The sequence below is a fragment of the Acidovorax sp. ACV02 genome (assembly GCF_014851475.1).
Taxonomy (GTDB): domain Bacteria; phylum Pseudomonadota; class Gammaproteobacteria; order Burkholderiales; family Burkholderiaceae_C; genus Acidovorax; species Acidovorax delafieldii.
In genome coordinates this window covers 725,298-749,171 of the sequence record NZ_JACUZU010000001.1, presented here as the reverse complement: position 1 = coordinate 749,171, position 23,874 = coordinate 725,298, and the positions used below count along the sequence as shown (strand labels likewise).

The 23,874-nt window shown below is 63.3% G+C and carries 18 protein-coding genes; 10 read left to right on the top strand and 8 right to left on the bottom strand.

Going from position 1 to position 23,874, the window contains the following annotated elements:
• Positions 1-59 precede the first annotated feature (59 nt).
• Entirely contained in the window at positions 60-2,234 is a 2,175-nt protein-coding gene (locus tag IB236_RS03485) for a TonB-dependent siderophore receptor (protein WP_192418816.1), read from the top strand.
• 186 nt (positions 2,235-2,420) lie between these two features.
• On the opposite strand, the gene IB236_RS03480 is transcribed toward IB236_RS03485, so the two are convergent.
• The 4 genes from IB236_RS03480 to IB236_RS03465 form a co-directional block, all read right to left on the bottom strand.
• Positions 2,421-2,999 (bottom strand): nucleotidyltransferase family protein, encoded by a 579-nt coding sequence (locus IB236_RS03480; protein WP_370539874.1) that lies wholly within the window; start codon positions 2,997-2,999, stop codon positions 2,421-2,423.
• 28 nt (positions 3,000-3,027) lie between these two features.
• Complete coding sequence (locus IB236_RS03475; protein ID WP_192418814.1) at positions 3,028-3,564, bottom strand: hypothetical protein; 537 nt, start codon at positions 3,562-3,564, stop codon at positions 3,028-3,030.
• A gap of 49 nt (positions 3,565-3,613) precedes the next feature.
• The gene (locus IB236_RS03470; RefSeq protein WP_192418812.1) at positions 3,614-4,015 is read right to left on the bottom strand and encodes a hypothetical protein; all 402 of its coding nucleotides are present in this window, start codon (positions 4,013-4,015) and stop codon (positions 3,614-3,616) included.
• 252 nt (positions 4,016-4,267) lie between these two features.
• Entirely contained in the window at positions 4,268-5,038 is a 771-nt protein-coding gene (locus tag IB236_RS03465; protein WP_192418810.1) for a hypothetical protein, read from the bottom strand.
• 469 nt (positions 5,039-5,507) lie between these two features.
• Here IB236_RS03465 and IB236_RS03460 point away from each other — a divergent pair, with 469 nt between their 5' ends.
• From IB236_RS03460 to IB236_RS03425, 8 genes are all read left to right on the top strand, one after another.
• Entirely contained in the window at positions 5,508-6,710 is a 1,203-nt protein-coding gene (locus IB236_RS03460) for a PepSY domain-containing protein (protein WP_192418809.1), read from the top strand.
• Positions 6,707-6,931, top strand: coding sequence for a hypothetical protein (locus tag IB236_RS03455; RefSeq protein ID WP_192418808.1), 225 nt, complete (start codon positions 6,707-6,709; stop codon positions 6,929-6,931). Before IB236_RS03460 ends, IB236_RS03455 begins: the two co-directional genes overlap by 4 nt.
• Positions 6,932-7,190: 259 nt before the next feature.
• Entirely contained in the window at positions 7,191-7,940 is a 750-nt protein-coding gene (locus IB236_RS03450; protein ID WP_192418807.1) for a TonB-dependent receptor, read from the top strand.
• Between the two features lie 78 nt (positions 7,941-8,018).
• On the top strand, positions 8,019-10,202 hold the full coding sequence (locus IB236_RS03445; RefSeq protein WP_192418806.1) for a TonB-dependent siderophore receptor: 2,184 nt from the start codon (positions 8,019-8,021) through the stop codon (positions 10,200-10,202).
• A 447-nt stretch (positions 10,203-10,649) separates the two neighbouring features.
• Positions 10,650-11,618, top strand: a complete 969-nt coding sequence (locus IB236_RS03440; protein ID WP_099729790.1) for a porin — start codon at positions 10,650-10,652, stop codon at positions 11,616-11,618.
• A 344-nt stretch (positions 11,619-11,962) separates the two neighbouring features.
• On the top strand, positions 11,963-12,814 hold the full coding sequence (locus tag IB236_RS03435; RefSeq protein WP_192418805.1) for a glycosyltransferase family A protein: 852 nt from the start codon (positions 11,963-11,965) through the stop codon (positions 12,812-12,814).
• Positions 12,786-13,211 (top strand): FdtA/QdtA family cupin domain-containing protein, encoded by a 426-nt coding sequence (locus IB236_RS24590; protein ID WP_192418804.1) that lies wholly within the window; start codon positions 12,786-12,788, stop codon positions 13,209-13,211. The genes IB236_RS03435 and IB236_RS24590 overlap by 29 nt, the downstream gene beginning before the upstream one ends.
• Before the next feature lie 6 nt (positions 13,212-13,217).
• Positions 13,218-14,432: an FAD-binding oxidoreductase gene (locus tag IB236_RS03425; RefSeq protein ID WP_192418803.1), complete on the top strand. Its 1,215-nt coding sequence runs from the start codon at positions 13,218-13,220 to the stop codon at positions 14,430-14,432.
• A gap of 438 nt (positions 14,433-14,870) precedes the next feature.
• On the opposite strand, the gene IB236_RS03420 is transcribed toward IB236_RS03425, so the two are convergent.
• Both IB236_RS03420 and IB236_RS03415 read right to left on the bottom strand, forming a co-directional pair.
• The gene (locus IB236_RS03420; protein WP_192418802.1) at positions 14,871-15,116 is read right to left on the bottom strand and encodes a hypothetical protein; all 246 of its coding nucleotides are present in this window, start codon (positions 15,114-15,116) and stop codon (positions 14,871-14,873) included.
• Positions 15,117-15,463: 347 nt separating this feature from the next.
• Positions 15,464-16,900 (bottom strand): NAD-dependent succinate-semialdehyde dehydrogenase, encoded by a 1,437-nt coding sequence (locus tag IB236_RS03415; protein ID WP_192418801.1) that lies wholly within the window; start codon positions 16,898-16,900, stop codon positions 15,464-15,466.
• A gap of 78 nt (positions 16,901-16,978) precedes the next feature.
• Between IB236_RS03415 and IB236_RS03410 the strand changes: the two genes are divergently transcribed.
• On the top strand, positions 16,979-18,151 hold the full coding sequence (locus tag IB236_RS03410) for a pyridoxal phosphate-dependent aminotransferase (protein WP_192418800.1): 1,173 nt from the start codon (positions 16,979-16,981) through the stop codon (positions 18,149-18,151).
• Positions 18,152-19,023: 872 nt separating this feature from the next.
• Here IB236_RS03410 and IB236_RS03405 read toward each other — a convergent pair.
• Positions 19,024-20,520, bottom strand: coding sequence for an efflux transporter outer membrane subunit (locus tag IB236_RS03405; protein ID WP_192418799.1), 1,497 nt, complete (start codon positions 20,518-20,520; stop codon positions 19,024-19,026).
• A gap of 109 nt (positions 20,521-20,629) precedes the next feature.
• Positions 20,630-23,863: an efflux RND transporter permease subunit gene (locus IB236_RS03400; protein WP_192418798.1), complete on the bottom strand. Its 3,234-nt coding sequence runs from the start codon at positions 23,861-23,863 to the stop codon at positions 20,630-20,632.
• Between the last annotated feature and the right edge of the window lie 11 nt (positions 23,864-23,874).

Here is a 23,874-nt window from a genome sequence, read left to right as displayed (position 1 = left end):
CAGGCCCGGTGCCTGCGGAGCCGTTTTCAACCGCGTTGCGCACACACCTAGGACAAACCATGCACGCACCTTTCCGCCGCCCCTTCCGTCACCCCCAGGCCCTGCACCCGCTGGCCGCCGCCGTCCTGGCCGCGTTCTGCGGCACCGCGCTGGCACAAGCAACACCGCCCTCTGCACCGCCCCAGACGCTGGGCGAGGTCACCGTGCAATCCACCAGCGGCGATGACGGCTATTCGCCCGCCGTCAGCTCCTCGGCCACCAAGGGCAGCGCGCCGCTGCGCGATGTGCCCCAAGCCGTGAACGTGGTACCCGAGCAGCTCATGCGCGACCAGGGGGCGCGGTCGATGGAAGACGTGCTGCGCAACGTACCCGGCGTGGCCATGAGCCACGGCGACGGCCAGCGTGACCAGGTGGTGATCCGTGGCTTCACCGCCATTGCCGACCAGTTTGTGGATGGCGTGCGCGACGATGCGCTGTACTTCCGCGACCTGGCCGACATCGAGCGCGTGGAGGTGCTCAAGGGCCCCGCCGCCGTGCTGTACGGGCGCGGCTCCTCGGGCGGCCTGATCAACCGCGTGACCAAGAAACCCAAGTTCGGCGAGACATCGGGCGAGGCTTCTCTGGGCCTGGGCAGCTACGCCTTTCGCCGCGCCACGGCCGATGTGAATGTAGGCATCAGCGACACCGCAGCCTTCCGCATCAACGCCGCCGTCGAAGATTCGGGCAGCTACCGCGACCAGCAGTTCGTCAAGCGCCACAACTTCGCGCCGTCCCTCGCGCTCAAGCTCGCCGCACAGACCGACCTGCTGCTGCAGTACACCAACGCGCGCGACAAGCGCCTGACGGACTTCGGCATTCCCGCACTCAACGGCCGTCCAGTGAACGTGCCCGCCAGCACCTACTACGGCTCCAGCAACGCCGCGCAAGACGACACCACCACCAGCACTATGCAATCGCTGGCGGCCACCCTCAACCACCGCTTCAACGACGACTGGTCGGTGCGCAATGTGACACGCGCATACGACTACACGCTGGACCGCTACAACACCTTGCCCGGCGGCACCACCAACCCGGTGAACCTGACCGTGGGCCGCACACGCTCGTTCATCCTGCGCGACGAAAGCGGCCTGTTCAACCAGACCGACGTGACCTGGCGCAACCAGCTCGGGGGCCTGAAGCAGGAGTGGCTGATGGGCATGGAGCTGGGCCAGCAGAAGAAGCGCGCGGAGTCCGTGTCGGGCGGAGCAGACCGCGTCTCCATCTCCAACCCCGCCGGCGTAGCCGCTCCGGTGATACCTGCCGCCAGCTACACCGCCGACAGCGCCATCCCCAGCCACACCACCCAAGACACAGCGGCGGTGTACTGGCAAAACCAGATCACGCTGGCCCCGCAGTGGAAGGCGCTGGTGGGTGCGCGCTACGACGTGTTCAAGCAGCAGACCGAGTTTGACCGCAAGCTCTCCGCGTTGTCGCGCACCGACAAAAAGTTCAGCCCCCGCGCAGGCCTGGTCTGGCAGCCCAGCGACGCGGTGTCGTACTACGTGTCGTACAGCAAGTCGTTCCAGCCTTCGGCAGAGACTTTTGCGCTGGCCGCCAACAACACCGCCAACGAACCCGAGATCACGCAGAACAAGGAAATCGGCATGAAGCTCGACCTGCTCGATGGCCGCATGAACGTAACGGGCGCGCTCTTCAACCTGGAGCGCACCAACATCAAGAACACCGACCCCACCAACCCCTCGCGCCAGATCAACGTGGGCACGCAACGCACCAACGGCCTGGAGCTGACCGCCAACGGCCGCCTGCCCGGCCGCTGGGATGTGAGCGCCGGCTACGCCTGGCTGGATGGCCGCATGACGAAATCACTGGCCACCACCACCTCCACCCAGTTGCCCACCGCCGCCATTGCCGCCCAGGGCAAGGTGCCTGCGCTCACGCCCCGCAATTCCGCCTTCCTGTGGGCCATGAAGGACCTCGGCCACGGCCTACGCGTAGGCGGCGGTGTGAACTACGTGGGCGAGCGCTTCACCTCACTGACCAACCTGGTCACCCTGCCCGCCTACACCACGCTCGATGCCGCCCTGCAGTACACGCTGGGCCAGTGGGAAGTGGACGTGAACATCAAGAACCTGGCCAACCGCAAGTACTACGTGTCGGCGCACGGCAGCAACGACAACCTGATCCTGCCGGGCTCGCCGCGTGCGGTGCAGGTGGCGGTGCGCACGCGGTTTTGAGAGGGTCAGCAAAAGCAGACGCCTGACTTCAATTCCGATCAGCTGCTAGCGCTTCACCCAGAAGCACTAGCAGCTATGAAATAAATAGCAACAAAAAGGCGCATATGAACGGCCGATGGCCCATGACGCGCCGGGAGAACAGAATCGCCCCCCATCTGAGTCATTCTCCTCAGAGTACACAACCTGTCAGGGATTTTCGTCAATCGAAAGCAGCGGCCATCGTTCGCTGAACCGCTTCGATTCCACACGTTGCCGGAAGACGGCAAAGCTGGCTCTGAGCGGGTTGTGCCGAACGCGCAGCCCAAACAGATCGCCCAACCCATGCGGGGCCACAACGCCTATCGATTCGTCTTCGTTCAGGTAGACGCCTACACAGGTCGCGAACTCGGGCCACGTGGCCACACCCTCTTCCAGCGAGGCAAGCGCGGGAACCACTTGCCCAAGACTGCGAGCGAACCAGTGATGCACGGTGGCCTGGTTGGTCACTTCCCACTGCACCGCTGGCATGAGCGTGCGAAGGCGCCTTTCGAGGTCCGCATCGGACACTGGCCCGGCCGCTTCGCTGGTGAAGTGCACCACATCCACATCCTGAAGCTTCGACGGTGCATCAAACCCATGCAGAGCGTCCCACACCAGCGACCGCACGGCGCCCGCGCCAATGCACCAGGAACTCAGCCCCAACGAGCGGACTGCCACCAGTGCGGCCATCAAACGGGGCGACGAACGTACCATGCCGATGAGCTTCTGTTCGAGCGCGGGCCGCATGGGTTTGCCGGGGGAAGGCGGTATGCGCCTACCTCGGAAGTTGCCCGGCACGCAGCGCCTTCCGATATCGCTTGAGGTTCTTTGCCTTGCGTCCTGTCGGAAACTGGGTCAGTTCCATACTGCAGCCCGCAGCCGCAAGCGCAGCAATCAGTTCTGTAGGGAAGTGGTCTGACTGGACGACCACATCCCGCATGGCAATCCCGAAGTCCAAAGTCGCGTGCTCCACGCCTGCGACTTCGCTCATGGCCTTCAAGACGCTTGAATGGGCAAGGAGGAACTGAATTGCGTCGGCCTGCTGCTGCTCCAGGTCCTCAAATTCAGCGTCACTCACCACCAAGGTCAACCCGGAAGTCACTGCAGGACGGCTGTTCGGCCGGGAACTGCGCGGCACACCGCGCCGCCAAACGCTGCACGGTTCAATGGGACTCAGCGCGACGAGGCTTTCCACATCAGCCTCGCGGCCCACGAAATGAAGGATGCAGCCCATACGATTTAAGGTTTGAGAAGAGAGTGTTTTCTGGGGACTGAATATTTGGTGAACAGCGATTGAATACACGGTTTTCATAGTTCGCTATTACAAGAAAGTGGTTGATGTGTGCAACAAATACCTGCGGTTACCCATCCACATCTTCGTCACGCACAGCAGCAATCTCGCCAAACTCGGACTGCAACGCATTGCGAATAAGCGCCGGATAAGCAAACCAATAGTGCCGACGAACCGCACCACGAACGAAGTCGGCTCCAAACATCTCACTGAAATGGCGCTGCTCCCACGCGGCAAGCGGACTGCGATCATCCGCCAGCAGCGACCTGCGGTGCCGGGTAATCAGGCGTTTGAGAGTTCCTCGGTCTGCTATCCCAAACCGGCGTAGCTCTGGCAACAAATCCTCGTACAGCGCCATGTCCTCTATGTAGTCATTTTTCGGAGGAAAGATGCCGCGCATGACCTGTCGTACCAGTTCAGCGTTCAGCAACTGAAGCGATGCTCTTTTTCTTGCGGAAACGTACTTTCTCATGGAGGCGGCCACTTACATGTCAGGACTGGGCGAATCGGTGAGGGCGACGCGTACTGGTGAAGCCTTGCACATTCACTCAATGAATCGCGCCATTGTCGATACGTCGAAATAGTCGGCCCGAACCCGCGAAACCGTCATTCTTCAAAAAGGGAGCAGGTACGTTCGAATCGACAGCTCAAGCCGCGGATAGGTTTGAATCATGGTGAATCACGAACAAGGTGCGAGCCAGCTCTTCAACAAACCTGCGCTGCATCATGGCGGTGTCATACCCTTCTTGTGCACCTTGAAACTTTCATCCAGGTAGACCGAAGAACCCGTCATGCCATAGCCTTCACAGACGAACCCATTCAAAGGAAGCACGCCCGGACCATCAACGATCCGGCCTCTCGCCTCCTTGTACTTCTTGCCAGCACGCCGCGAATGAATGGCGGCGTTGGTCAGGTAGTTGAGGCTCACGCGGTGGTAGGAGTTGCTGGGATAGTCTTCGTCGTCCTGCTGCTCGCCGATATGTTCCAGGTCTTTGGTCTTGGGGTTGTAGCGGAACTGCAGCGTGAAGCCCGAGAACCGGGCGGCGTCGGCGTAAAAGACTGCCTGGACGAACAACGAATTGTTCTTGATGTCCAGGTTGTAGAACTTGCTGGGGTGGCAGAACTCGCCGGACACCGAGAGCACCTGATAGCCGCCATCCGCCTTTCCGGTCAGGACGAACAGCCGCTCCTCTTGCGGGCCTTCGCCTTTGCGTCCCATCAACAGCATGGCCCGGTCGGGAACGCCGTCACCGTTCAAATCACCTTCCGCAGCGGCCAGGACAAAGTCGAGATGCCGAAACTCGGGGGGTATTGCGAGTCGGGCTTTTCGCTCCGCAGATGTGCTTTCGTCTGCGGCGTGCACGTTGCCCGCACACCCAATGGCCAGAACAGCGAGCCCGAGCAAGGCAACCTTGTGCAGCGCCCGCCACAAGGCACCCATGCAAGCCGCAAAACTGTACGCGACAGGCTGAACGACGCGGGATATCGTGGACACAGAGTTCTCCTGAAAGCGGCTCGCAGCCTGGGTTTGAAGCCGATGGGCTGATTTCAAACGCCGGTGTGAATGTCTGCCAAACCAGCGTTGGGACGAGAGGAATATAGCCTGCAGGCTCCAACCCCGCCCTGCACCTGCAGCCCCTGCCCGGAGAGCCGTCCCTGCCTCAAAGCGCCGCATGGGCAGCATGGCTGAATCCATTTCGCAACACCTCTACCCCCCAGCACAATCACGAATACAAACAATTCCCATTTGCAATGTAAAATTGAGTTTCCGCCAGCCATAGTCCTTGCCGCGAGCCATCGAACAGGCCTCCCGGCTGCAGCCAGCACCCACCGTCTTCCGATGTTTCCGGGTTGTCTGGCTTGATGAACCACTTTTTCGCCTTCTCTGTTGCGACAGCGTGCCCCGTGCCGTGGGCGGCGCTGGCGGTGGTCCGATTGCATGACGGCCCTTACCACCCCGCCCCATGCTGAGCCCCACCGCCCTGCGCCGCTGGAGCTGGACCCACAAATGGTCCAGCCTGGTGTGCACCGTCTTCATGCTGCTGCTGTGCATCACCGGTCTGCCGCTGATCTTTCACCACGAAATCGGCCACCTGCTGGGCACCGAGGTGGAGGCGCCCGCCATGCCTGCCAACACGCCGCGCGCGAGCCTGGACAAGGTGCTGGCCACCGCACAGGCGCTGCACCCCGAGCGGGTGGTGCAGTTCGCGTCGCATGCGGAGGACGATGACAACGTCTGGTTCGTCACGCTCACGCCCACCCCGGCGCCCACCGATGACTTCCGCTCTGTGGCGGTGGATGCCCGCACGGCCCAGGTGCTGGCGCAGCCACGGTTTGACGAAGGCTTCATGTACGTGATGTTCAAGCTGCATGTGGACCTGTTCGCTGGGCTGCCGGGCAAGCTGTTTCTGGGCTTCATGGGCTTGCTGCTGCTGGTGGCCATCGTCACCGGCGTGGTGTTGTATGCGCCGTTCATGCGCAAGCTGGCGTTTGGTGAGGTGCGGCGGGATCGGTCCACGCGGGTGAAGTGGCTCGACCTGCACAACCTGCTGGGCATCGTCACGCTGGTGTGGGCCTTCGTGGTGGGTGGCACCGGCATGATCAACACGTGGGCCGACCTGCTCATCAAGTACTGGCAGTACGACCAACTCTCGGTGCTGCTCAAGCCCTACGAAGGCCAGCCCATCGTGCCCGCTGCCGAGCGCGGGCCGCTGCAGCAGGCGCTGGTGGCCGCGCAGGCCCAGGCGCCGGGCACCAAGCTGTCGTTCATTGCGTTCCCGGGCACGGCGTTTTCCAGCCCGCACCACAACACGTTTTTCCTGCGCGGCAACGAGCCGCTCACATCGCGCCTGCTCAAGCCCGTGCTGGTGGACGCGCGCACAGCGCAGGTCACCGCATCGCCCATGCTGCCGTGGTACCTGACGGCGCTGCTCGTGTCGCAGCCGCTGCACTTTGGCGACTACGGCGGCATGCCGATGAAGATCCTCTGGGCGCTGCTCGACATCGCCACCATCGTGGTGCTGGGCAGCGGGCTGTACCTGTGGCTGCGCAAGGGCGTGCAGGCCGCAAGCCCCGCAACACCAAGCGCGGGCAGCGCCAACGGTCACTTGGCTGGCGGCGCATTGCCCACATCGGGCGCAGCGCGCACCACCGAGGGAGCCGTATGAACAAGCGCAGCCCTTTCTGGGCCCTATGGGGCGGGCCCATCGTGATGGGTGTGCTCACCACCACCGGGCTGCTAACGGCTCTGGTGTCCGACACCTGGGGCGACTGGTGGTCGTGGGTAGCGCTGGGCATCCCCGTGGGGGTGATGGGCTGGTACGGCCGGCCGCGTGCGCAGGTTCCGACTCCCCCAGCAAAGAACCCGCGCGCGAGCGCGGCGTTGTGAGCGTTTGTCGGCGGCTGTCATGACGACCCCATGGCGGTCGCTGAAGCGGGCCCCACGGACCACCGATCTGCGCTGTCGTCCGGTGTGAGCCGGGCGCTGCAATGTTCAGATCAAAAAGCCACCCAGCGCTTATCCCAAAAGCGCAGGCAGCTACCAAAAAGTGAGCTTTGTTGCACCCACCCGGGGGGTGGTGCGGCGGGCTGCGCGCTGCGTTTTTTGGCGGCGTTCCTGAATCCCAAACCAAAGAGAGGAAATATCCATGTCTTGTGCTCCCACCTTCCCACGCCCTTGGCTGGCTGCCGCGCTGACCATCGCCAGCGTGACCGCACTGGGCCCTGTCCACGCGCACCAAGTGTGGCTGGAAAACGCCGGGGGCCAGGCGCGCCTGCACTTCGGGGAGTTCAACGACAACCTGCGCGAGACATCGCCCGGCCGGTTGGACCAGTTCAAGGGCGTGCCCGTACTCGAACAGCAACGCACGGGCGCCGCCGCCCAGCGTGTGGAAGGCCAACTGGGCAAGGACGCTTTTGTCTACCCCGCCGCCGGCACGCCCGACACCCTGTTTGCCACCGCCACCTACCCGCTGATCGACCGCAGCAAGCGCAACCTGCCCGCGATGGTCTGGCAGCCCGCGGCCCGCTGGGTGGCCAGCCTGGCCAAGCCCGTGGCCCCCACCGCCCCGCTGGACCTGGTGCCCACCGGTAAGCCCGGTGAGCTGAAAGTGGTCTATCAGGGCGCACCGCTGCCCAAGGCCAAGGTGCAGCTGGCCGCACCCTCGGGCTGGACGCGCGAGGCCGAGGCCGGTGAAGACGGCACAGTGACCTTCGTCACCCCCTGGAAGGGCCAGTACGTGGCCGAGGTGAAGCACAGCGACAAGACGCCGGGTGAGGCACATGGCGCACCGTACGGCGAAGCCAGCTACGTGACCACGCTGAGCTTTGTGCTGGCCGACGGCATGCCGTCGCCGTCCCTGCCCCCAGCGCCCACTCCCGCCCCTGCGGGACGCTGACCGGCGCCCATTTCAAGCCAAAACGGCCGCTTGCGCTAGTCGAATATGCCCAAGTAGCTATCCAATTAATAGCAAATCATGCATCCTTCCGCATCCAATTCGCGCGCATGCTGCGCGCCGCGCACCGCGGTGGCACAGGCCGCCCTGCTGCTGCTGTGCAGCGCCGCTGCCCATGCACAAACCGCTCCGACCACCACGGCCGAGACCACGCTGGCCCCGGTCACCGTCTCTTCGGGCGCAGGGCAGGAGAACCCCACCGCGCCCGTCACCGGCTTTGTGGCCCAGCGTGCACTCAGCGCCACCAAGACCGACACCCCACTCATCGAAACCCCGCAGGCCATCAGCGTGATCACCCGCGACCAGATGGAAGCCCAGGGCGTCCAGACGCTGCGGCAGGTGACGGCATACACCGCGGGCGCGGTGTCCAACTATTTCGACAGCCGCGTGGACAGCTTTGCCGCACGCGGCGGCACGGTGAGCCAGTACCAGGACGGCCTGCTGCGCACCTACGGCACCTACAACACCAGCCGACCGGACCCGTACACGCTGGAGCGCGTGGAGTTTCTGCGCGGCCCCACCTCCGTGCTGTACGGCCAGGGCAGCGTGGGCGGTGTGCTCAACCTGACGAGCAAACGCCCGCAGGCCGACACCCTGCGCGAGGTGCAGGTGCAGCTGGGCAACAACGCACGCAAGCAGATCGCCGCCGACCTGACGGGCGCACTCGACCAGGACGGCCAGTGGCTCTACCGCCTGGTGGCCGTGGGCCGCGACAGCGGTACGCAGGTGGACCATGTGGACGACAACCGCGTGGTGTTTGCGCCATCGCTCACCTGGAAGCCCAATGCCGACACGTCGCTGACGCTGCAGGCGCTGCACCAGAAGGACCAAAGCGGCTCGCTCATTGGCTTCTTCCCGTGGCAAGGCACGCAGCTGCCCAGCCAGTACGGACAGATTCCGCGCAGCACCTTCATCAGCGAGCCGGGCTGGGACGCTTACGACACCAGCAACAACTCCTGGGGCTACCTGTTCAGCCACCGTCTGAACAGCGACTGGACAGTGCGCCAGAACCTGCGCCGCACCGTGAGCGAGGTGGACTACCGCACCATCTACACCAGCTTCACCGCCAACGCTGGGACCGGCCGCCCTGCGCGCCCCGTGTTCAACAGCGACAACCGCACGCTGGTGCGCGATGCGGTGTGGAACCTCAACACCGGCCGCATGCTGCTCATCGACACGCAGCTCGAAGGCAAGCTGCAGGCGGGCAATACTGCGCACACAGTGCTCGCCGGCCTGGACGTGCAGCGCAACCACACCGGCCAGCAGGCCTGGCGCGCGGTGGCGTCGTCCATCGACGTGTACAACCCGGTGTACGGCAACTTCACGCCGCCCACTGCGGCGCAGCTGGTGCGCCAGCCCAGCGTGGTGCAAAAGCAGCTGGGGTTCTACGCGCAAGACCAGATCCAATGGGGCCGCTGGACGGCCACGCTGGGCCTGCGCCACGACAGTGCGCAGACCGATACCGAAGGCCGCCCCGCCGCTGCCGTGGACGACAAGGCCTGGACCAAACGCGCAGGCGTCACGTACCAGATGGATGGCGGCTGGGCACCGTATGTGGGCTACTCCGAATCGTTCCAGCCCCTGGGTGGGCTCGACGCGTACGGCACCCCCTACAAACCCCAGCGCGGTGAACAGTGGGAGGCTGGCGTGAAGTGGCAGCCGCCAGGCCAGGGCATCAGTGCGTTTGCCGCTGTGTACACCCTGCGCGAGAAGAACCGCAAGACCACCGACCCCGGCAACCCGCTCAACAGCCTGCAGATTGGCGAAGTAAAGGTCAACGGTTTCGAGGCGGAGGTGCAGGCCAGCCTGGCGCGCCAGTGGGACTTCACGGTGGGCTACGCCTTCACCGACGCCCAAATCAGCCGCAGCAACGCAGGCGACCAGGGCCAGCCCGTGGCCAGCGTGCCCCGGCACACCGCGTCGGCCTGGCTGAGCCACCGCTTTGCAGCGCAGGGACGTGGCGGCTGGGTGGTGGGCGCTGGCGTGCGCTACACCGGCTCGCAATGGAGCGGCACCAGCGCCATCAGCACCCCTGCCGCCACCCTGGCCGATGCCATGCTGGCCTACGACGCTGGCGACTGGCGCGTGGCCTTCAACGTGGTCAACCTGACCGACAAGGTGCACATCACCCAGTGCCTGGCACGCGGGGATTGCTTCTACGGACAGGCGCGCACCTACACGCTGACCTCGACCTACCGGTTCTAGGGGCCCGTTGACGATCCCTCAAGGGGTCGTCGCCCACTCCACAAACCCCACCCGCCGCCCTGCAGCGCTTGCAATCCTCGCGGCCCTTGCAGCGCCTGCACGGCGGCAGCAGCCCGGGCAGTGCGACACGCCGATGGCAGCCCGCGTAGGGCTTGCGCTGCATTCGCGACCTTGGAGGGGGTGCCGGGCTTCGCCCTGGGTCGGTTCTGGCATGCCTTACCAGAACCATGTTGCGCCGCAACGACATCTTGATGACAAAAAGGTGTTTACCCCGCTGGCGGCCAATCACGGCGGCCAGTAGCATCCCCTTCCGTTGCAAAGTGCAACGATCACATCACCACAGGCACCAAACTTGCTTGTAGCGGCGGCCCGAAGGCATCACCCCTGTGCGTTTTTGGCCGGTGATTATTTGTCATCAAACAAAATTTGATTTAAGGAACCTCGCGAATGAAAACATTGAACCGCTGCGCCCTCGCTGCGCTGGCCCTGGTGGGTACGTCTGCTGCCTTTGCACAGAGCAGCGTCACCCTGTACGGCCGGGTCAACACCAGCTTTGAACACCAAAAAGACGGCGATGTCTCCAAGACCGGCCTGTTCAACAACTCCTCCCGCTTCGGCTTCAAGGGCCAGGAAGACCTGGGCGGCGGCCTGATGGCTGGCTTCCAGCTCGAAAGCGGCTTTGACTCCAGCTCCGGCGCTACCGACTCGCGCGGCATTTTTGCCCGCCAGAGCGAAGTGAACCTGTCCGGCGGCTTCGGCATGGTTCGCCTGGGCAACTTCACGTCCGAGTCGTACTACGCCACGGCCGACTTCATCAGCAACCACAACCACGACACCGGCTCGTCGGCTGACGCCCTGTACGCCTACCCCGCCCGTGACATCAACAAGATCGCTTACCGCACCCCCAGCCTGGGCGGCGCAACGTTCGAAGCCGGCTGGGCCCAGCACGAGCAGCCCAGCGGCACCGGCGGCAAGAACAGCATGGACCTGGCTGCCAACTACGAAATCGGCAAGCTGGGCCTGGGCGCTGGTTACTCCAAGCTGGGCGACCAGAACCAGTTCGCAGTGCGCGCTTCGTACTCCACCGGTCCCTTCGTGATGGGCGCCTACGTGCAACGTGACAAGAACGTGTTCATCGCCAACGGCGGCAACCGCACCAACCTGCGCCTGTCGGCCGCCTACATCATGGGCGTGTCCGAGTTCCACGTGAACGTGGGCCGTGCCGGCAACTACTCCAACGTGTCCAACAGCGCCGCCACCCAGTACACGCTGGGCTACAACTACAACCTGAGCAAGCGCACCAAGATCTACACGTACTACACCCGCATCAACAACAGCCAGGCTGCCACCTACGGCGTGTCGGCTCCGGGTAACGACTTCAGCTCCTTCGCCGTGGGCGTGCGCCACAACTTCTGATAGCGCCCCACACGCTGCTGCCCTGACTGGTGGGAGGGCAGACAAACAGCCAATTACCCCGCACTTCTTTGAGGTGCGGGGTTTTTTTCTTGCGCAATCAACGCCTTGCGCATCCAATCCACCGAGCGTTTCCGTGCCAGCCCTGCATGCCCAATGCGGTTACAGATAGACACGCCGTGCGGGTTTGAACTGGTATCTTCCCAACAGTCGGCGCAGTACTTGCTTGCACGAAAAATACCTTCGTGTATGGGAAAAAAATTTCACGACAGAGCAAGGAAAGCGCTCGACCATGCGGGCCTTCCGGCTCCTGCTGCGCTGGCAATAAAAATCACTTTCTCAATCATATGGACTCCCATAAAAAGCCATCGAAGGTCACCGCACTGGTTCCCGCATGGCAATCCGCAGGCTTTATTCAGGCGACTCTTGACTGTCTGTCGGCCCAAACCTATGCCCCTCTTGAGATCATTATCTCAGTGGACAAATGCGATGACTCGACCTATGAAATCTGTGCAGCCCATGCCCACAATGACCCACGCTTCAGGGTGATACGACAGCAGGAACGGCTGGGGTATGTAGGCAATTGCAATTTTTTACTCAACCAAGCCAACTCAGATTATGTTTTGTTTGCATTTCACGATGATATATTAAATTCAGCTTATATCGAGAAGCTGGTCAACATACTTGACAGCCGGCCAGAAGTTGTATTGAGCTATTCCGACGTTCTCTTGACTAACACCGACGAATCTCAAGAGCAGTGGATATTTGAAGAGATTGAAGGCGTGCACGACCCCGTACAGAGAGGGTTCATCATGATGCGGGGAGACAACAAATGGTGGGTGCCCAATCGAGGTCTATTTCGCTTGGAGCCTGCACGTCGAATTCAGGGACTCAAGTCCCACCGGGCGGGCGAATTTTCGGCAGACTGGCCATGGTTGTTTCACATGAGCCTGCTCGGTGAGTTCGCACGAATACCAGAAACCCTATGCTACAAGTACTACAAACCTGACAGCCTTTCTCGAAGCTGGAAATTCTCTCAACGGCAATTTTTTGAGGTTCATGCCGCAATAATGCGAGAAATCTGGATCTCAGACCTAACTAGCGAACAGAAACTCACCTTGACCGGTCCGATGGCGAGATGGCTCCTCCAACACAAGCCAGACTTAGAAAGTGAGGGAAATCATAAATACCAGCGCTGACTTTTCGCATCACTCTTGGTTTGAGGGGCGCGCCCGCCTGATTGATCTTCCCGTTCATGCTGATGAACGCGGCAATTTACTGTCAATCGATTTCGACGATCTTCCTTTCCGGCCTCGCCGGGTATTCACGGTAACAAACGTACCCGCCGGAGCCATACGCGGCGAGCACGGCCACCGAACGGGGCAGCAACTATTGATCTGCCTTCAAGGGAAAATCGAACTCGTGCTAAGAACAGGGCCAGAAGAAGTAAATACCGCGCTGATACCTTCAGGGCCAGGCCTGCTCCTAGGCAGTGGAGTGTGGTGCCGCCAGACATACGTTGCATCGGACTCTGTACTCTTGGTAATGGCCAGTGAGAAATATGATCCCGCGTCATATGTGAATAACTGGAATTAAACAAACATGAAAAAACCGTTACGCATTGCGGTACTCGGAGCAGGGATAATGGGCTGCTCCACCGCGATCTTTCTCGCCCGCAAAGGATTTCACGTATCCATATTTGACAAAGAGAAACATCCTTTCAGTGCGGCAAGTCGATGGAACGAAGGAAAGATCCATCTGGGATTTATCTACAGTGCGGATCCATCTTTACGCACCGCAAGCCATGTCATTCCTGGAGGGCTCAATTTTCGCCCTCTGATCGAAGAATTGGTCGGCACTTCACTTGCTCCAGCCATCACAAGCGAAGACGACCTGTATTTGTGCCATCGCGATTCAGTAACATCGGCATCAGAAATGATGACGTACATGGAGAAAGTTGTTGAACGGGTGCGAGCGCATCCCGATACAAAACGGTATTTAGCTGATGTATCCGATTGCAGGGTTCAGCGACTGAACTCCTCCCAACTTGCCAACTTGACATCTTCTCCAGACATTGTTGCGGGGTTTCGCGCTCCAGAGCGCTCTGTAGAGACCAATTGGGTGGCCGAAAAATTTATATCCGCTTTGGCGGAAGAAAAACTCATTGAGCCTTTGATGGGGGTCCGTATTACAGCAGCCCACCCCACGGGAGACAGCGCCGAAGGTACCTGGAGCATAGAAACATCTGAAGGCACGTTTGGCCCTTATGACTATGTGATTAACTCGCTCTGGCAGGGCCGCATGGCGATAGACCAGACCGCTGGAATAGAACCGACGGGGACTTGGTCGAATCGATACCGCCAGTCGCTATTCGTACGCACACGAGCAACAGTAAACACACCTTGTGCCGTTATTGCCACGGGGCCTTTCGGAGACATCAAAAATTACAATGGACGTGATTTTTATCTCTCTTGGTATCCCGATGGTTTGCGGGTAGATAGTTCAGACGTCTTGCCACCGGATATCAAAGAGTCGGCCGTTTCCGATTCGCAGGCACTGAAGGATTCCATCTTCCAAAATCTGGAGTCATTGTTGCCGTGGGCAGCACAGGTTCGCGAACAAGCCGAATACATTTATCTGGAAGGTGGCTGGGTTTTTGCTGCTGGCCAGGGTTTGCTCTCGGATCCGAAATCCACGCTTCATCGCCGATCAGACTATGGCATCACACGACATGGCCGCTATTTTTCAGTAGACACTGGAAAATACTCCACAGCACCTTTTCTTGCAAAATCACTCGCTCACAGCCTTGCTGAATAAATAGTCAGCACTCAAAATCTCTTTTGGTGTGACCTCCCGGGCATACGATTGCAACCAGGTGCTCTAGGCATCTGGTGTTCATGCCATCCATGAGTAGATACCGCGATAGCCGGTATGCAACAGCCCTAGCTGGCGTTTTGCGCGCTTTCAGTCTCGGGCAAAACCGCCAGCAGGCACGTGGTTTTCGACGATTTGAGTGGCTTGTATATCGACCGGGCCGAAGTCACCCACACGGTGTCGACAGGTGTCAGGCACCAGCGACGGGTCACCACACAGGTGCTTTGAATCACGGCGCGCTCTGGCCAGCGTCCGGCCATCAGCGCCCCATTGCAAACACTGTACGGTGCGCACGAAACGCACCAGGCATCTCGACGCCCGCCAAACCGCCCCAGCTGCCGCAGCCCGCCCGTCAGGCCCCAGAGCGACACGCACCAGCCGTCACACCCCTCCGACACTAAGAACCTGGTCAAAGTCTTTTTGGAGTTGCACAAGTACTTGCCCGAAGGGTTGGAGTGGAATCGGGCGATTGGAAGCCTCGGCTGCTTGCATGGTCAGCCCTGCGGTGTAGGGTTCTTCCTGGCCGGCGGACTTCTGTGGTGATGCTGCCTTGCACTGGTAGCGGGTGCCTGCCTGCAGCGCAAACACCGGCGCGCCGGTATGGCAGTGCCGCACCAGTTGCGGCATGGTGCGCGGGGTTCTCAAAATGCGCCCACACCGGGCCATCGTCCGGGGACAGCCAGGCACAGAACAGTCCAGGCCGCTGGCTGGAGCCTTCCTTGTCCATGCCAGCCCAGGTGGGGCATACGCAGGCTGGGGCCAAGATGAGGGCAAGGTAGCGCGTGGAGAACATGGGCTAGGCTCTCCTGAAAGCAGTGCGCGCTGGCACACCGCTACCCATGCCGTGTGCCAGCGCGGCACCATTGCGCCGCCCCAGCGCAGTCTTCAGAAAGCAGAAAGGCCCCCGATGCCATGGCACCGGGGGCCTGTGACTACCGCGCTGAGAACCTGTTCAAAAAGCGCGATGGTCGCCTTCACACGTTCATGATCGACACCAGACGCGTGTTCAGGTGCGCCTCGATGGCCTCCGGGCCACCCTCGGAGCCGTAGCCCGAATCCTTCAGGCCACCAAACGGCAGCTCGGCTGCAGGTGCGGCGGCCTGGTTGATCCAGAGCATGCCCACTTCCAGGCGCTGCGCCAGCAAATGAGCGTTCTTCAGCGACGAAGTGAAGGCATAACCGGCCAGACCAAACGGCAGGCGGTTGGCTTCGGCAATGGCGTCTTCGATCTTTTCAAACCCACGAATCGCAGCCACGGGGCCAAAGGGTTCTTCGTTCACGATGCGGGCCGACAGGGGCACGTCGTTCAGCACGGTGGGCTGGAAGAAGTTGCCTTCGGTGCCGATGCGCTCGCCACCGGCCAGCACCTTGGCGCCCTGCTGCACTGCATCGGCCAGCAAATCGGCCATGGCGGTAATGCGGCGCGGGTTGGCCAGCGGGCCCATCTGCGTGCCGGCCGTGAGGCCATCGCCCACCTTCAGGCCCTGCGCGTACTTGGCGAAGGCAGCCACGAAATCGGCACGGATGCTCTCGTGCACCAGATAGCGGGTGGGCGAGATGCAGACCTGGCCTGCGTTGCGGAACTTGGCCCCGCTGCCGATCTTGATGGCGAGTTCGAGGTCGGCGTCTTCGGCCACGATGACCGGAGCGTGGCCGCCCAGCTCCATGGTAACGCGCTTCATGTGCTTGCCCGCCAGCGCGGCCAGCTGCTTGCCCACGGGCGTGGAACCCGTGAACGTGACCTTGCGGATGATGGGGTGCGGGATCAGGTAGCTGGAGATTTCAGCCGGGTCGCCATAGACCAGGCCCACGGTGCCAGCGGGCACACCAGCATCGGCAAACGCGCGGATCAGCTCGGCGGGGCTGGCGGGGGTTTCCTCAGGCGCCTTCACCAGAATCGAGCAGCCTGCACCGAGCGCGGCGGCCAGCTTGCGCACGACCTGGTTGATGGGGAAGTTCCAGGGCGTGAACGCGGCCACGGGGCCCACCGGGTCCTTCAGCACCATCTGCGTGGCCTTGAGATTGCGCGAGGGCACGATGCGGCCGTACACACGCAGCGATTCGTCGGCAAACCATTCGATGATGTCGGCGGAAGCCATGGTCTCAACCTTGGCCTCGGCCAGGGGCTTGCCCTGCTCTTGCACCATGATGGCGGCTATTGATTCGGCGCGCTCGCGCATCAGGGCCGCTGCGCGGCGCATGGTCTTGGCGCGCTCGGCGGCGGGCATGTCGCGCCAGGCTTCAAAGCCCTTTTGTGCGGCGTCCAGCGCGCGGTCCAGGTCGACCTTGGTGGCGTGGGCCACGCGGCCAATTTCTTTGCCCGTTGCGGGGTTGAACACGGCAAGGGTCTTGCCTTCGGCGGCGTCTTGCCACTGGCCTGCGATGAAGAGCTGGGTGTTGGGATAGGTCATGAGCGTTGGGGTCAGCCAAAAAAATCAAAAAAACGACTATACGCCTGCGATGATGGCTGTGTATTTCAAGGAGATTGCATGCGAGAAGTAGTCCAAAGCCTCGAAGAGTCGCGCATCCGCGAAGTGGCCAACGAAGGCCTGGGGCGCAGCGATGTGCTGAAGTTCTGGTTCGGCGAGAGCGACGAAGTAACGCCCGATTTCATCCGCGACGCGGCCATTGCGTCGCTGCAAAAGGGCGAGACCTTTTATGCCCACAACCTGGGCCTGCCCGAACTGCGCCACGCGATTGCGGGCTACATGCACGGCCTGCACCCGCAGCAGCACACCGATGCGTGGTTCGACCGCATCGCAGTGACGTCCGGCGGTGTGAACGGCCTGATGGTGGCCGTGCAGACCCTGGTGGACGCGGGCGACGAAGTGGTGCTGGTGACGCCCGTGTGGCCCAACCTGGTGGCGCAGCCGCGCATTCTGGGGGCCCAGGTGCGCACTGTGCCGCTGGTAGCGGATGCAGACGGCGCGTGGCGGCTGGACATGGACGCGCTGATGGCCGCCATCACACGCGGCACGCGCCTGCTGGTCGTCAACGCACCCAACAACCCCACGGGCTGGACGCTGACGCGCGAGGAGCAAGCCACCATCCTGGCGCACTGCCGCCGCACCGGCACGTGGATTCTGGCGGACGAGGTGTACGAGCGGCTGTACTACGCGGGCGACACGGCCAATGGCGCGGCCCCCAGCTTTCTGGACGTGGCTGAGCCCGAGGACCGGCTGATCGTGACGCACAGCTTTTCCAAGAGCTTTTTGATGACCGGCTGGCGCCTTGGGTGGCTGGTGTTGCCGCCTTCACTCACCCAGGCGGTGGGCAAGCTGATCGAGTTCAACACCTCGTGCGCACCGGTGTTTGTGCAGCGCGGAGCCACGGTGGCGCTGCAGCGCACGGAGGAGGTAACGCCCGCGCTGGTGAACCATCTACGCAACTGCCGCGACACGCTGGTGCCGCTGCTGGCCGAGGTGCCGGGAGTGTCGGTGGCCACGCCACGTGGGGGCATGTATGCGTTCTTCCACATCGACGGGCATGACGAGTGTTTGCCATTGGCCAAGCGGCTGGTACGGGAGGCGGGGCTGGGGTTGGCGCCGGGCAGTGCGTTTGGGGGGGAGGCTGCGGGGTGGTTGCGGTGGTGTTTTGCGAGTCAGGATCTGGGGAGGTTGGAGGAAGGGGTGGGGAGGTTGCGGGGGTGGCTGAAGGGGTGATTTGAGGTTTTTGAGCCTTTTTGGCCGCAGGCGCTAGTGGGATATGCGGCGGTAGCTATTGATTTTGTAGTGTCTGGTTGTTGTGCTGATGGGGCCACGTGCCTGGGTTGAGGGCGGAGGCCGGGAGTCGCCCGGCAGGCGAGGTACTTTTCTTTGCTTCGCCAAAGAAAAGTACCCAAAAGAAAGGCGACCCCGCTGTCTGCGTCCCCTGCGCTGACGCTACGGGGCAACCTGCGGTGCTCGGGTGTGGCGGGGTCTCGCTCAACTCGCGCCGCTGGGCGTCGCTCAGACACACGCGAGCCCTGATCCGCCAAACCCTGCGCTCCTCGGCGCATCCACAGGGGCACGGGGAGCTGAACATCCACACGGGCCATCGCTGCGCTCGGCCCCGAATCGCGGGCGCAAGCGCCACGCGCTGCGCAGCCTGGGCCGAGCGCAGCAATGGCCCGAATGGATGTCCGGCTGTTCGGTTGTTTGGATGTTCGGCTGTCCACCCCCTGCTGGCTGCGCCTGCGGCGGGGCGGTTGCGGGGTGAGCATGGGCGTCGGAGCGCCCATGCCTCGTGCACTGACTCGCCGTGGATGTCTGAACGAAGCTGCAACGCAGCGCAGTGAGTTCCACGGCGCACCCCACAGCCGCCCCGCCGCAGGTTTGCCCCTTCGCGTTGCGAAGGGGTCGCAGACTGGGGGTCGCCTTTTCTTTGGTGACTTTCTTTTGGCGAAGCAAAAGAAAGTTACTCGCTCGCCGGGCGACTCCCGGCCTCCGCACTCAAGCCAGGCGTACGGCCCAACCAGCACAACAACCAGACACTACAAAATCAATAGCTACCTAGGCATGTTTCACTAGCGCAAGCAGCCTAAACCGCTCAAAAACTACTGCGGCGCAGCCGCCACCTTCACCACAGGCTGATCCCCCCACCCGCCTCCAAGCGCCCGAATCAACCCCACCGTCGCCACATACTGCGCCGTCCGCACCTGCAGCTCCTGCCGCCGATTGCGCAACTCACTGCGCCGCGCGTCCAGCAACTCCAGCTGACTCACCAAGCCATTGCGATACCGCACATCCGACAACTGCGTGGCCCGCCGCGCCGCAGTCACCGCACGCCCTTGCGCCTCAGCCTGGCCAGACAGCAGACGCAGCGAGGTCAGCTGATCCTCCACGTCACGAAACGCGTTGAGGACCTGCCCCCGGTGGTCCGCCAGCGCAGCCTCCAGGCGGGCCTTGGCGCCCTCGATCTGCGCATCGCGCTGGCCGCCGTCAAAGATCGGCAGCGACAGCAGCGCACTCACGCCCCAGGCACGGGCCGACCACTTGAACAGGTCACCCAGCTCGGGCGACGCATGCCCCGCATTGCCCGTGAGCGTGACCGCCGGGAACCACGCCTTCTGCGCCACGCCCACGCGCGCTTGCGCGGCCAGCACGGCAGTTTGCGCGGCCGACACATCGGGCCGGCGCGCCAGCACCGTGCCGGGCACGCCCGGCGGGATCACCGGCAGCGCGGCGTCGCCCGTCGCGGGCGGCAGCACAAAGCCGCTGGCCACCTCGCCGGCCAGCACGGCCAGCGCGTTGGTCAGCAGGGCCTGCTGGCGCTGCAAGGCCAGGGCATCGGACTCGGTGGCGGCCACTTCGGTCTGCACACGGGCCACGTCCAGCTCTGCCACGTCGCCCGCCTGCAGGCGGCGCTGCGTCAGGCGCAGCGTGTCCTGGTACGCGGCCAGGCTCTCTTGCACCAGCACCTGCTCGGCCTGCACGGCGCGCAGCTGCAGATAGGTTTGCGCCACATCGGCTTGCACCATGAGGCGCGTGCTCTGCAGCAAAGCTTCGCGCGTGTCGGCGTCCAGCCGCGCGGCGTCACTGGTTTGCGAGAGGCGGCCGAACAGGTCCAGCTCGTACGATGCATTGAGCCCCGCCGTGCCCAGCGTGGCAGGTGCTGCGCTGCCCGTGGTGGCAGCGCCTGCCTGGCGCGTCACACCGGCCGAGGCGCCCACTTGCACCGAGCGCGCGGCATCGGCAGAGCGCAGCAGCGAGCGCGCCTCGGCCAGCCGCGCAGCGGCCTGCTGGATACTGGTGTTGGCCTGGCCCGCGCGTTGCACCAAGTCGGCCAGCACTGGGTCTTGAAAGCCCAGCCACCACTCGCCGCGGGGCTGTGCCTCGGCGGGGGCGGCCACCGTCCAGGGGGCCGTGGGCAGCGCGCCGCCCCCTGCGGTGAAGCTGGCGGGCACGGGCACACCCGCATGCGGCGCGGGGGCCACGGGCTGCGTCATGCAACCGGCCAGCACCAGGGCGGCGGCCAGGGGCGCCAGCAGGCTGCGCTTGCGCGCTGCAAGGGCACCGTCGGTGGAGTTTTTCTTCAATAGCAAATCGGTCATGGTTGGTCTCCTGCCCCGCTCGATGCACCCGTTGCAGTCGGCAGCGGGTGCACCGTGGAGCGCGCATCTAGGGCCACAAAGGTCGTTGTTGTCACCGTGGTCAAGGGCATCATTCGTGCTCCTTGCGTGGCGCAGCCAGCACGGGGTGCGCGGTGCCACCAGTGCCAGTGTTGTGCGAGATAGGCGCCACATGCGCGCCATGCTCCACCAGCGGGCGGTTGCCAGCCAGCTTGCGCAGCAGCACGTAGAACACGGGCGTGAGGAACAGGCCGAAGGCCGTCACACCAATCATCCCGGCGAACACCGCCACACCCATGGCGCTGCGCATCTCCGCACCCGCTCCGGTGGAGAGCACCAGGGGCAACACACCCATCACGAAGGCCAGCGAGGTCATCAGGATGGGGCGCAGCCGCAGGCGGCTGGCCTCGATGGCGGCCTGTATGGGCGTGCGTCCGGCAAACTCCAGCTCGCGCGCAAACTCCACGATCAGGATCGCGTTCTTGGCCGACAACCCCACCAGCACGATGAGCCCGATCTGCGTGAACACGTTGTTGTCGCCCTTGCTCAGCCACACCCCAGTCATCGCGGCCAGCAGGCCCATGGGCACGATCAGGATGATGGCGATGGGCAGCGTCAGGCTCTCGTACTGCGCGGCCAGCACCAGGAACACCAGCAGGATGGCCAGCGGGAACACCAGCACGGCGGAGTTGCCGGCCAGGATTTCCTGGTAGGTCAGTTCGGTCCACTCAAACGTGATGCCCTGGGGCAGAGTCTCCTTGGCGATGCGCTCGATGGCCGCCTGTGCCTGGCCCGATGAATAACCAGGCGCGGAGCCGCCGTTCACATCGGCCGCCAGGTAGCCGTTGTAGCGCATGGCGCGCTCGGGGCCGAAGCTGGGCTCCATCTTCATCAGCGCCGACAGCGGCACCATCTCGCCGGTGCTGGAACGCACCTTGAGCAGGCCCACGTCCTCGGCCCGTGCCCGGTAGGCCGCATCGGCCTGCACACGCACGCTGTAGGTACGGCCGAACTGGTTGAAGTCGTTGGCGTACAGGCTGCCCAGGTAGATCTGCAGCGTGTCGAAGATGTCCGTCACGGGCACACCGAGCTGGCGTGCCTTGGTGCGGTCGATGTTGGCGTACAGCTGCGGCACGTTGACCTGCCAGCTGGTGAACAACCCCGCCAGCTCGGGCGTCTGGTAGGCCTTGGCCATGAAGGCCTTCACCGCGTTGTCCATGGCTTCATAGCCCAGCGAGGCACGGTCCTCGATCTGCAGCTTGAAGCCGCCCGTGGTGCCCAGTCCCGCCACCGGGGGTGGCGGGAACATGGCGATGAACGCGTCCTGGATGCTGCCAAACGCCTGGTTCAGCTGGCCTGCCACCGCACCGCCGCTCTGGTCGGCACGGGTGCGCTCGGCAAAGGGCTTGAGCGTGGCGAACACGATGCCGGAGTTGGAGCTGTTGGTGAAGCCATTGATCGACAGGCCGGGGAAGGCAATCGCGTCTTCAACGTTCGGATTCTCCTTCATGATCTCGCCCATGCGGCGGATCACGTTCTCGGTGCGGTCCAGCGTGGCGCCGTCGGGCAGCTGCGCAAAACCGATCAGATACTGCTTGTCCTGCGCGGGCACGAAGCCGCCGGGCACGATCTTGAACAGGCCGACTGTGGCGCCTACCAGCGCGAGATAGATCACGAACATCAGCGCCTTGCGGCCGATGACGCGCTTGACACCGCCGCTGTAGGCCTCGGAGCCGCGATGGAACAGGCGGTTGAAGCCGCGGAACAGGCCGCCGAACACCTTGTCCATGCCGCGCGTAAGCGCGTCCTTGGGCTCGTCGTGGCCCTTGAGCAGCATTGCTGACAGCGCGGGCGACAGGGTCAGCGAGTTGATCGCCGAGATCACCGTGGAGATCGCGATCGTCACCGCAAACTGGCGATAGAACTGGCCCGTGAGCCCGCTGATGAAAGCCAGTGGCACGAACACTGCCACCAGCACCAGTGCGATGGCAATGATGGGGCCGGAGACTTCGCGCATGGCGCGGTAAGTAGCCTCGCGCGGGGTCAGGCCCGCCTCGATGTTGCGCTCGACGTTCTCCACCACCACGATGGCATCGTCCACCACGATGCCGATGGCCAACACCAGCCCGAACAGGGAGAGCGCGTTGATCGAGAAGCCCAGCAGGTGCAGCACGGCAAACGTACCCACCACCGACACCGGCACAGCCAGCAGCGGGATGATGGACGCGCGCCAGGTCTGCAGGAACAAAATCACCACCAGCACCACGAGGGCGATGGCTTCGAGCAGCGTGTGGATCACGGACTTGATCGACGCACGCACGAACTGCGTGGGGTCGTACGCGATCCGGTACTCCACGCCTTCGGGCATGTTCTTCTGGATCTCGTCCATGGTCTTGCGCACGTTGGCCGAGATGTCGAGCGCGTTGGAGCCCGGCGCCTGGAACACGCCCATGCCCACGGCAGGGTCGTTGTTGAGCAGCGAGCGCAGCGAATAGTCGGCCGCGCCCAGCTCCAGGCGGGCGATGTCGCGCAGGCGCGTCACCGCGCCGTCGGCACCGGTCTTGACGATGATGTCGCCGAACTCTTCTTCGGTCTGCAGGCGGCCCTGCGCGTTGATGGACAGCTGCAAGTCCACGCCAGGCAGGCCGGGCGATGCGCCCACCACACCTGCAGCGGCTTGCACGTTCTGGCCGCGGATGGCGGCCACCACGTCGCTGGCCGAGAGGCCGCGCTGCGCGACCTTTTGCGGGTCGAGCCACACACGCATGGAGTAGTCGCCGCCGCCAAAGATCTGCACCTGGCCCACGCCCTGGATGCGCGCAAGGCGGTCCTTCACATTGAGCACGGCGTAGTTGCGCAGGTAGTCGATGTCGTAGCGGTTGTTGGGCGAGACCAGGTGGACCACCATGGTCAGGTCCGGCGCGCTCTTGACGGTGGTGACGCCCAGGCGGCGCACTTCCTCGGGCAGGCGCGGCTCGGCCTGCGAGACGCGGTTTTGCACCAGCTGCTGGGCCTTGTCGGGGTCGGTGCCGAGGGCAAAGGTCACCGTCAGCGTCATCACGCCGTCGGTGGTGGCCTGGCTGCCCATGTAAAGCATGCCTTCCACGCCGTTGATGGACTCCTCCAGCGGCGTGGCCACGGTCTCGGCGATCACTTTGGGGTTGGCGCCCGGGTACTGTGCGCGCACCACCACGGAGGGCGGCGCGACTTCAGGGTATTCAGAGATGGGCAGACCGCGCAATGCGATGAGCCCCCCGAGGAAGATGAGCACCGACAGCACCCCGGCAAAGATGGGGCGGTCGATGAAAAAGCGGGACAGGTTCATGGATGCAAATT

Coding starts and splice junctions, on each gene's coding strand:
- IB236_RS03470 (WP_192418812.1), bottom strand. CDS start 4,015: ATGAGAAAGTACGTTTCCGCAAGAAAAAGAGCATCGCTTCAGTTGCTG.
- IB236_RS03480 (WP_370539874.1), bottom strand. CDS start 2,999: ATGCGGCCCGCGCTCGAACAGAAGCTCATCGGCATGGTACGTTCGTCG.
- IB236_RS03445 (WP_192418806.1), top strand. CDS start 8,019: ATGCATCCTTCCGCATCCAATTCGCGCGCATGCTGCGCGCCGCGCACC.
- IB236_RS03435 (WP_192418805.1), top strand. CDS start 11,963: ATGGACTCCCATAAAAAGCCATCGAAGGTCACCGCACTGGTTCCCGCA.
- IB236_RS03485 (WP_192418816.1), top strand. CDS start 60: ATGCACGCACCTTTCCGCCGCCCCTTCCGTCACCCCCAGGCCCTGCAC.
- IB236_RS03455 (WP_192418808.1), top strand. CDS start 6,707: ATGAACAAGCGCAGCCCTTTCTGGGCCCTATGGGGCGGGCCCATCGTG.
- IB236_RS03450 (WP_192418807.1), top strand. CDS start 7,191: ATGTCTTGTGCTCCCACCTTCCCACGCCCTTGGCTGGCTGCCGCGCTG.
- IB236_RS03410 (WP_192418800.1), top strand. CDS start 16,979: ATGCGAGAAGTAGTCCAAAGCCTCGAAGAGTCGCGCATCCGCGAAGTG.
- IB236_RS03460 (WP_192418809.1), top strand. CDS start 5,508: ATGCTGAGCCCCACCGCCCTGCGCCGCTGGAGCTGGACCCACAAATGG.
- IB236_RS03420 (WP_192418802.1), bottom strand. CDS start 15,116: ATGCCGCAACTGGTGCGGCACTGCCATACCGGCGCGCCGGTGTTTGCG.
- IB236_RS03440 (WP_099729790.1), top strand. CDS start 10,650: ATGAAAACATTGAACCGCTGCGCCCTCGCTGCGCTGGCCCTGGTGGGT.
- IB236_RS03425 (WP_192418803.1), top strand. CDS start 13,218: ATGAAAAAACCGTTACGCATTGCGGTACTCGGAGCAGGGATAATGGGC.
- IB236_RS03400 (WP_192418798.1), bottom strand. CDS start 23,863: ATGAACCTGTCCCGCTTTTTCATCGACCGCCCCATCTTTGCCGGGGTG.
- IB236_RS03415 (WP_192418801.1), bottom strand. CDS start 16,900: ATGACCTATCCCAACACCCAGCTCTTCATCGCAGGCCAGTGGCAAGAC.
- IB236_RS03405 (WP_192418799.1), bottom strand. CDS start 20,520: ATGACCGATTTGCTATTGAAGAAAAACTCCACCGACGGTGCCCTTGCA.
- IB236_RS03475 (WP_192418814.1), bottom strand. CDS start 3,564: ATGAAAACCGTGTATTCAATCGCTGTTCACCAAATATTCAGTCCCCAG.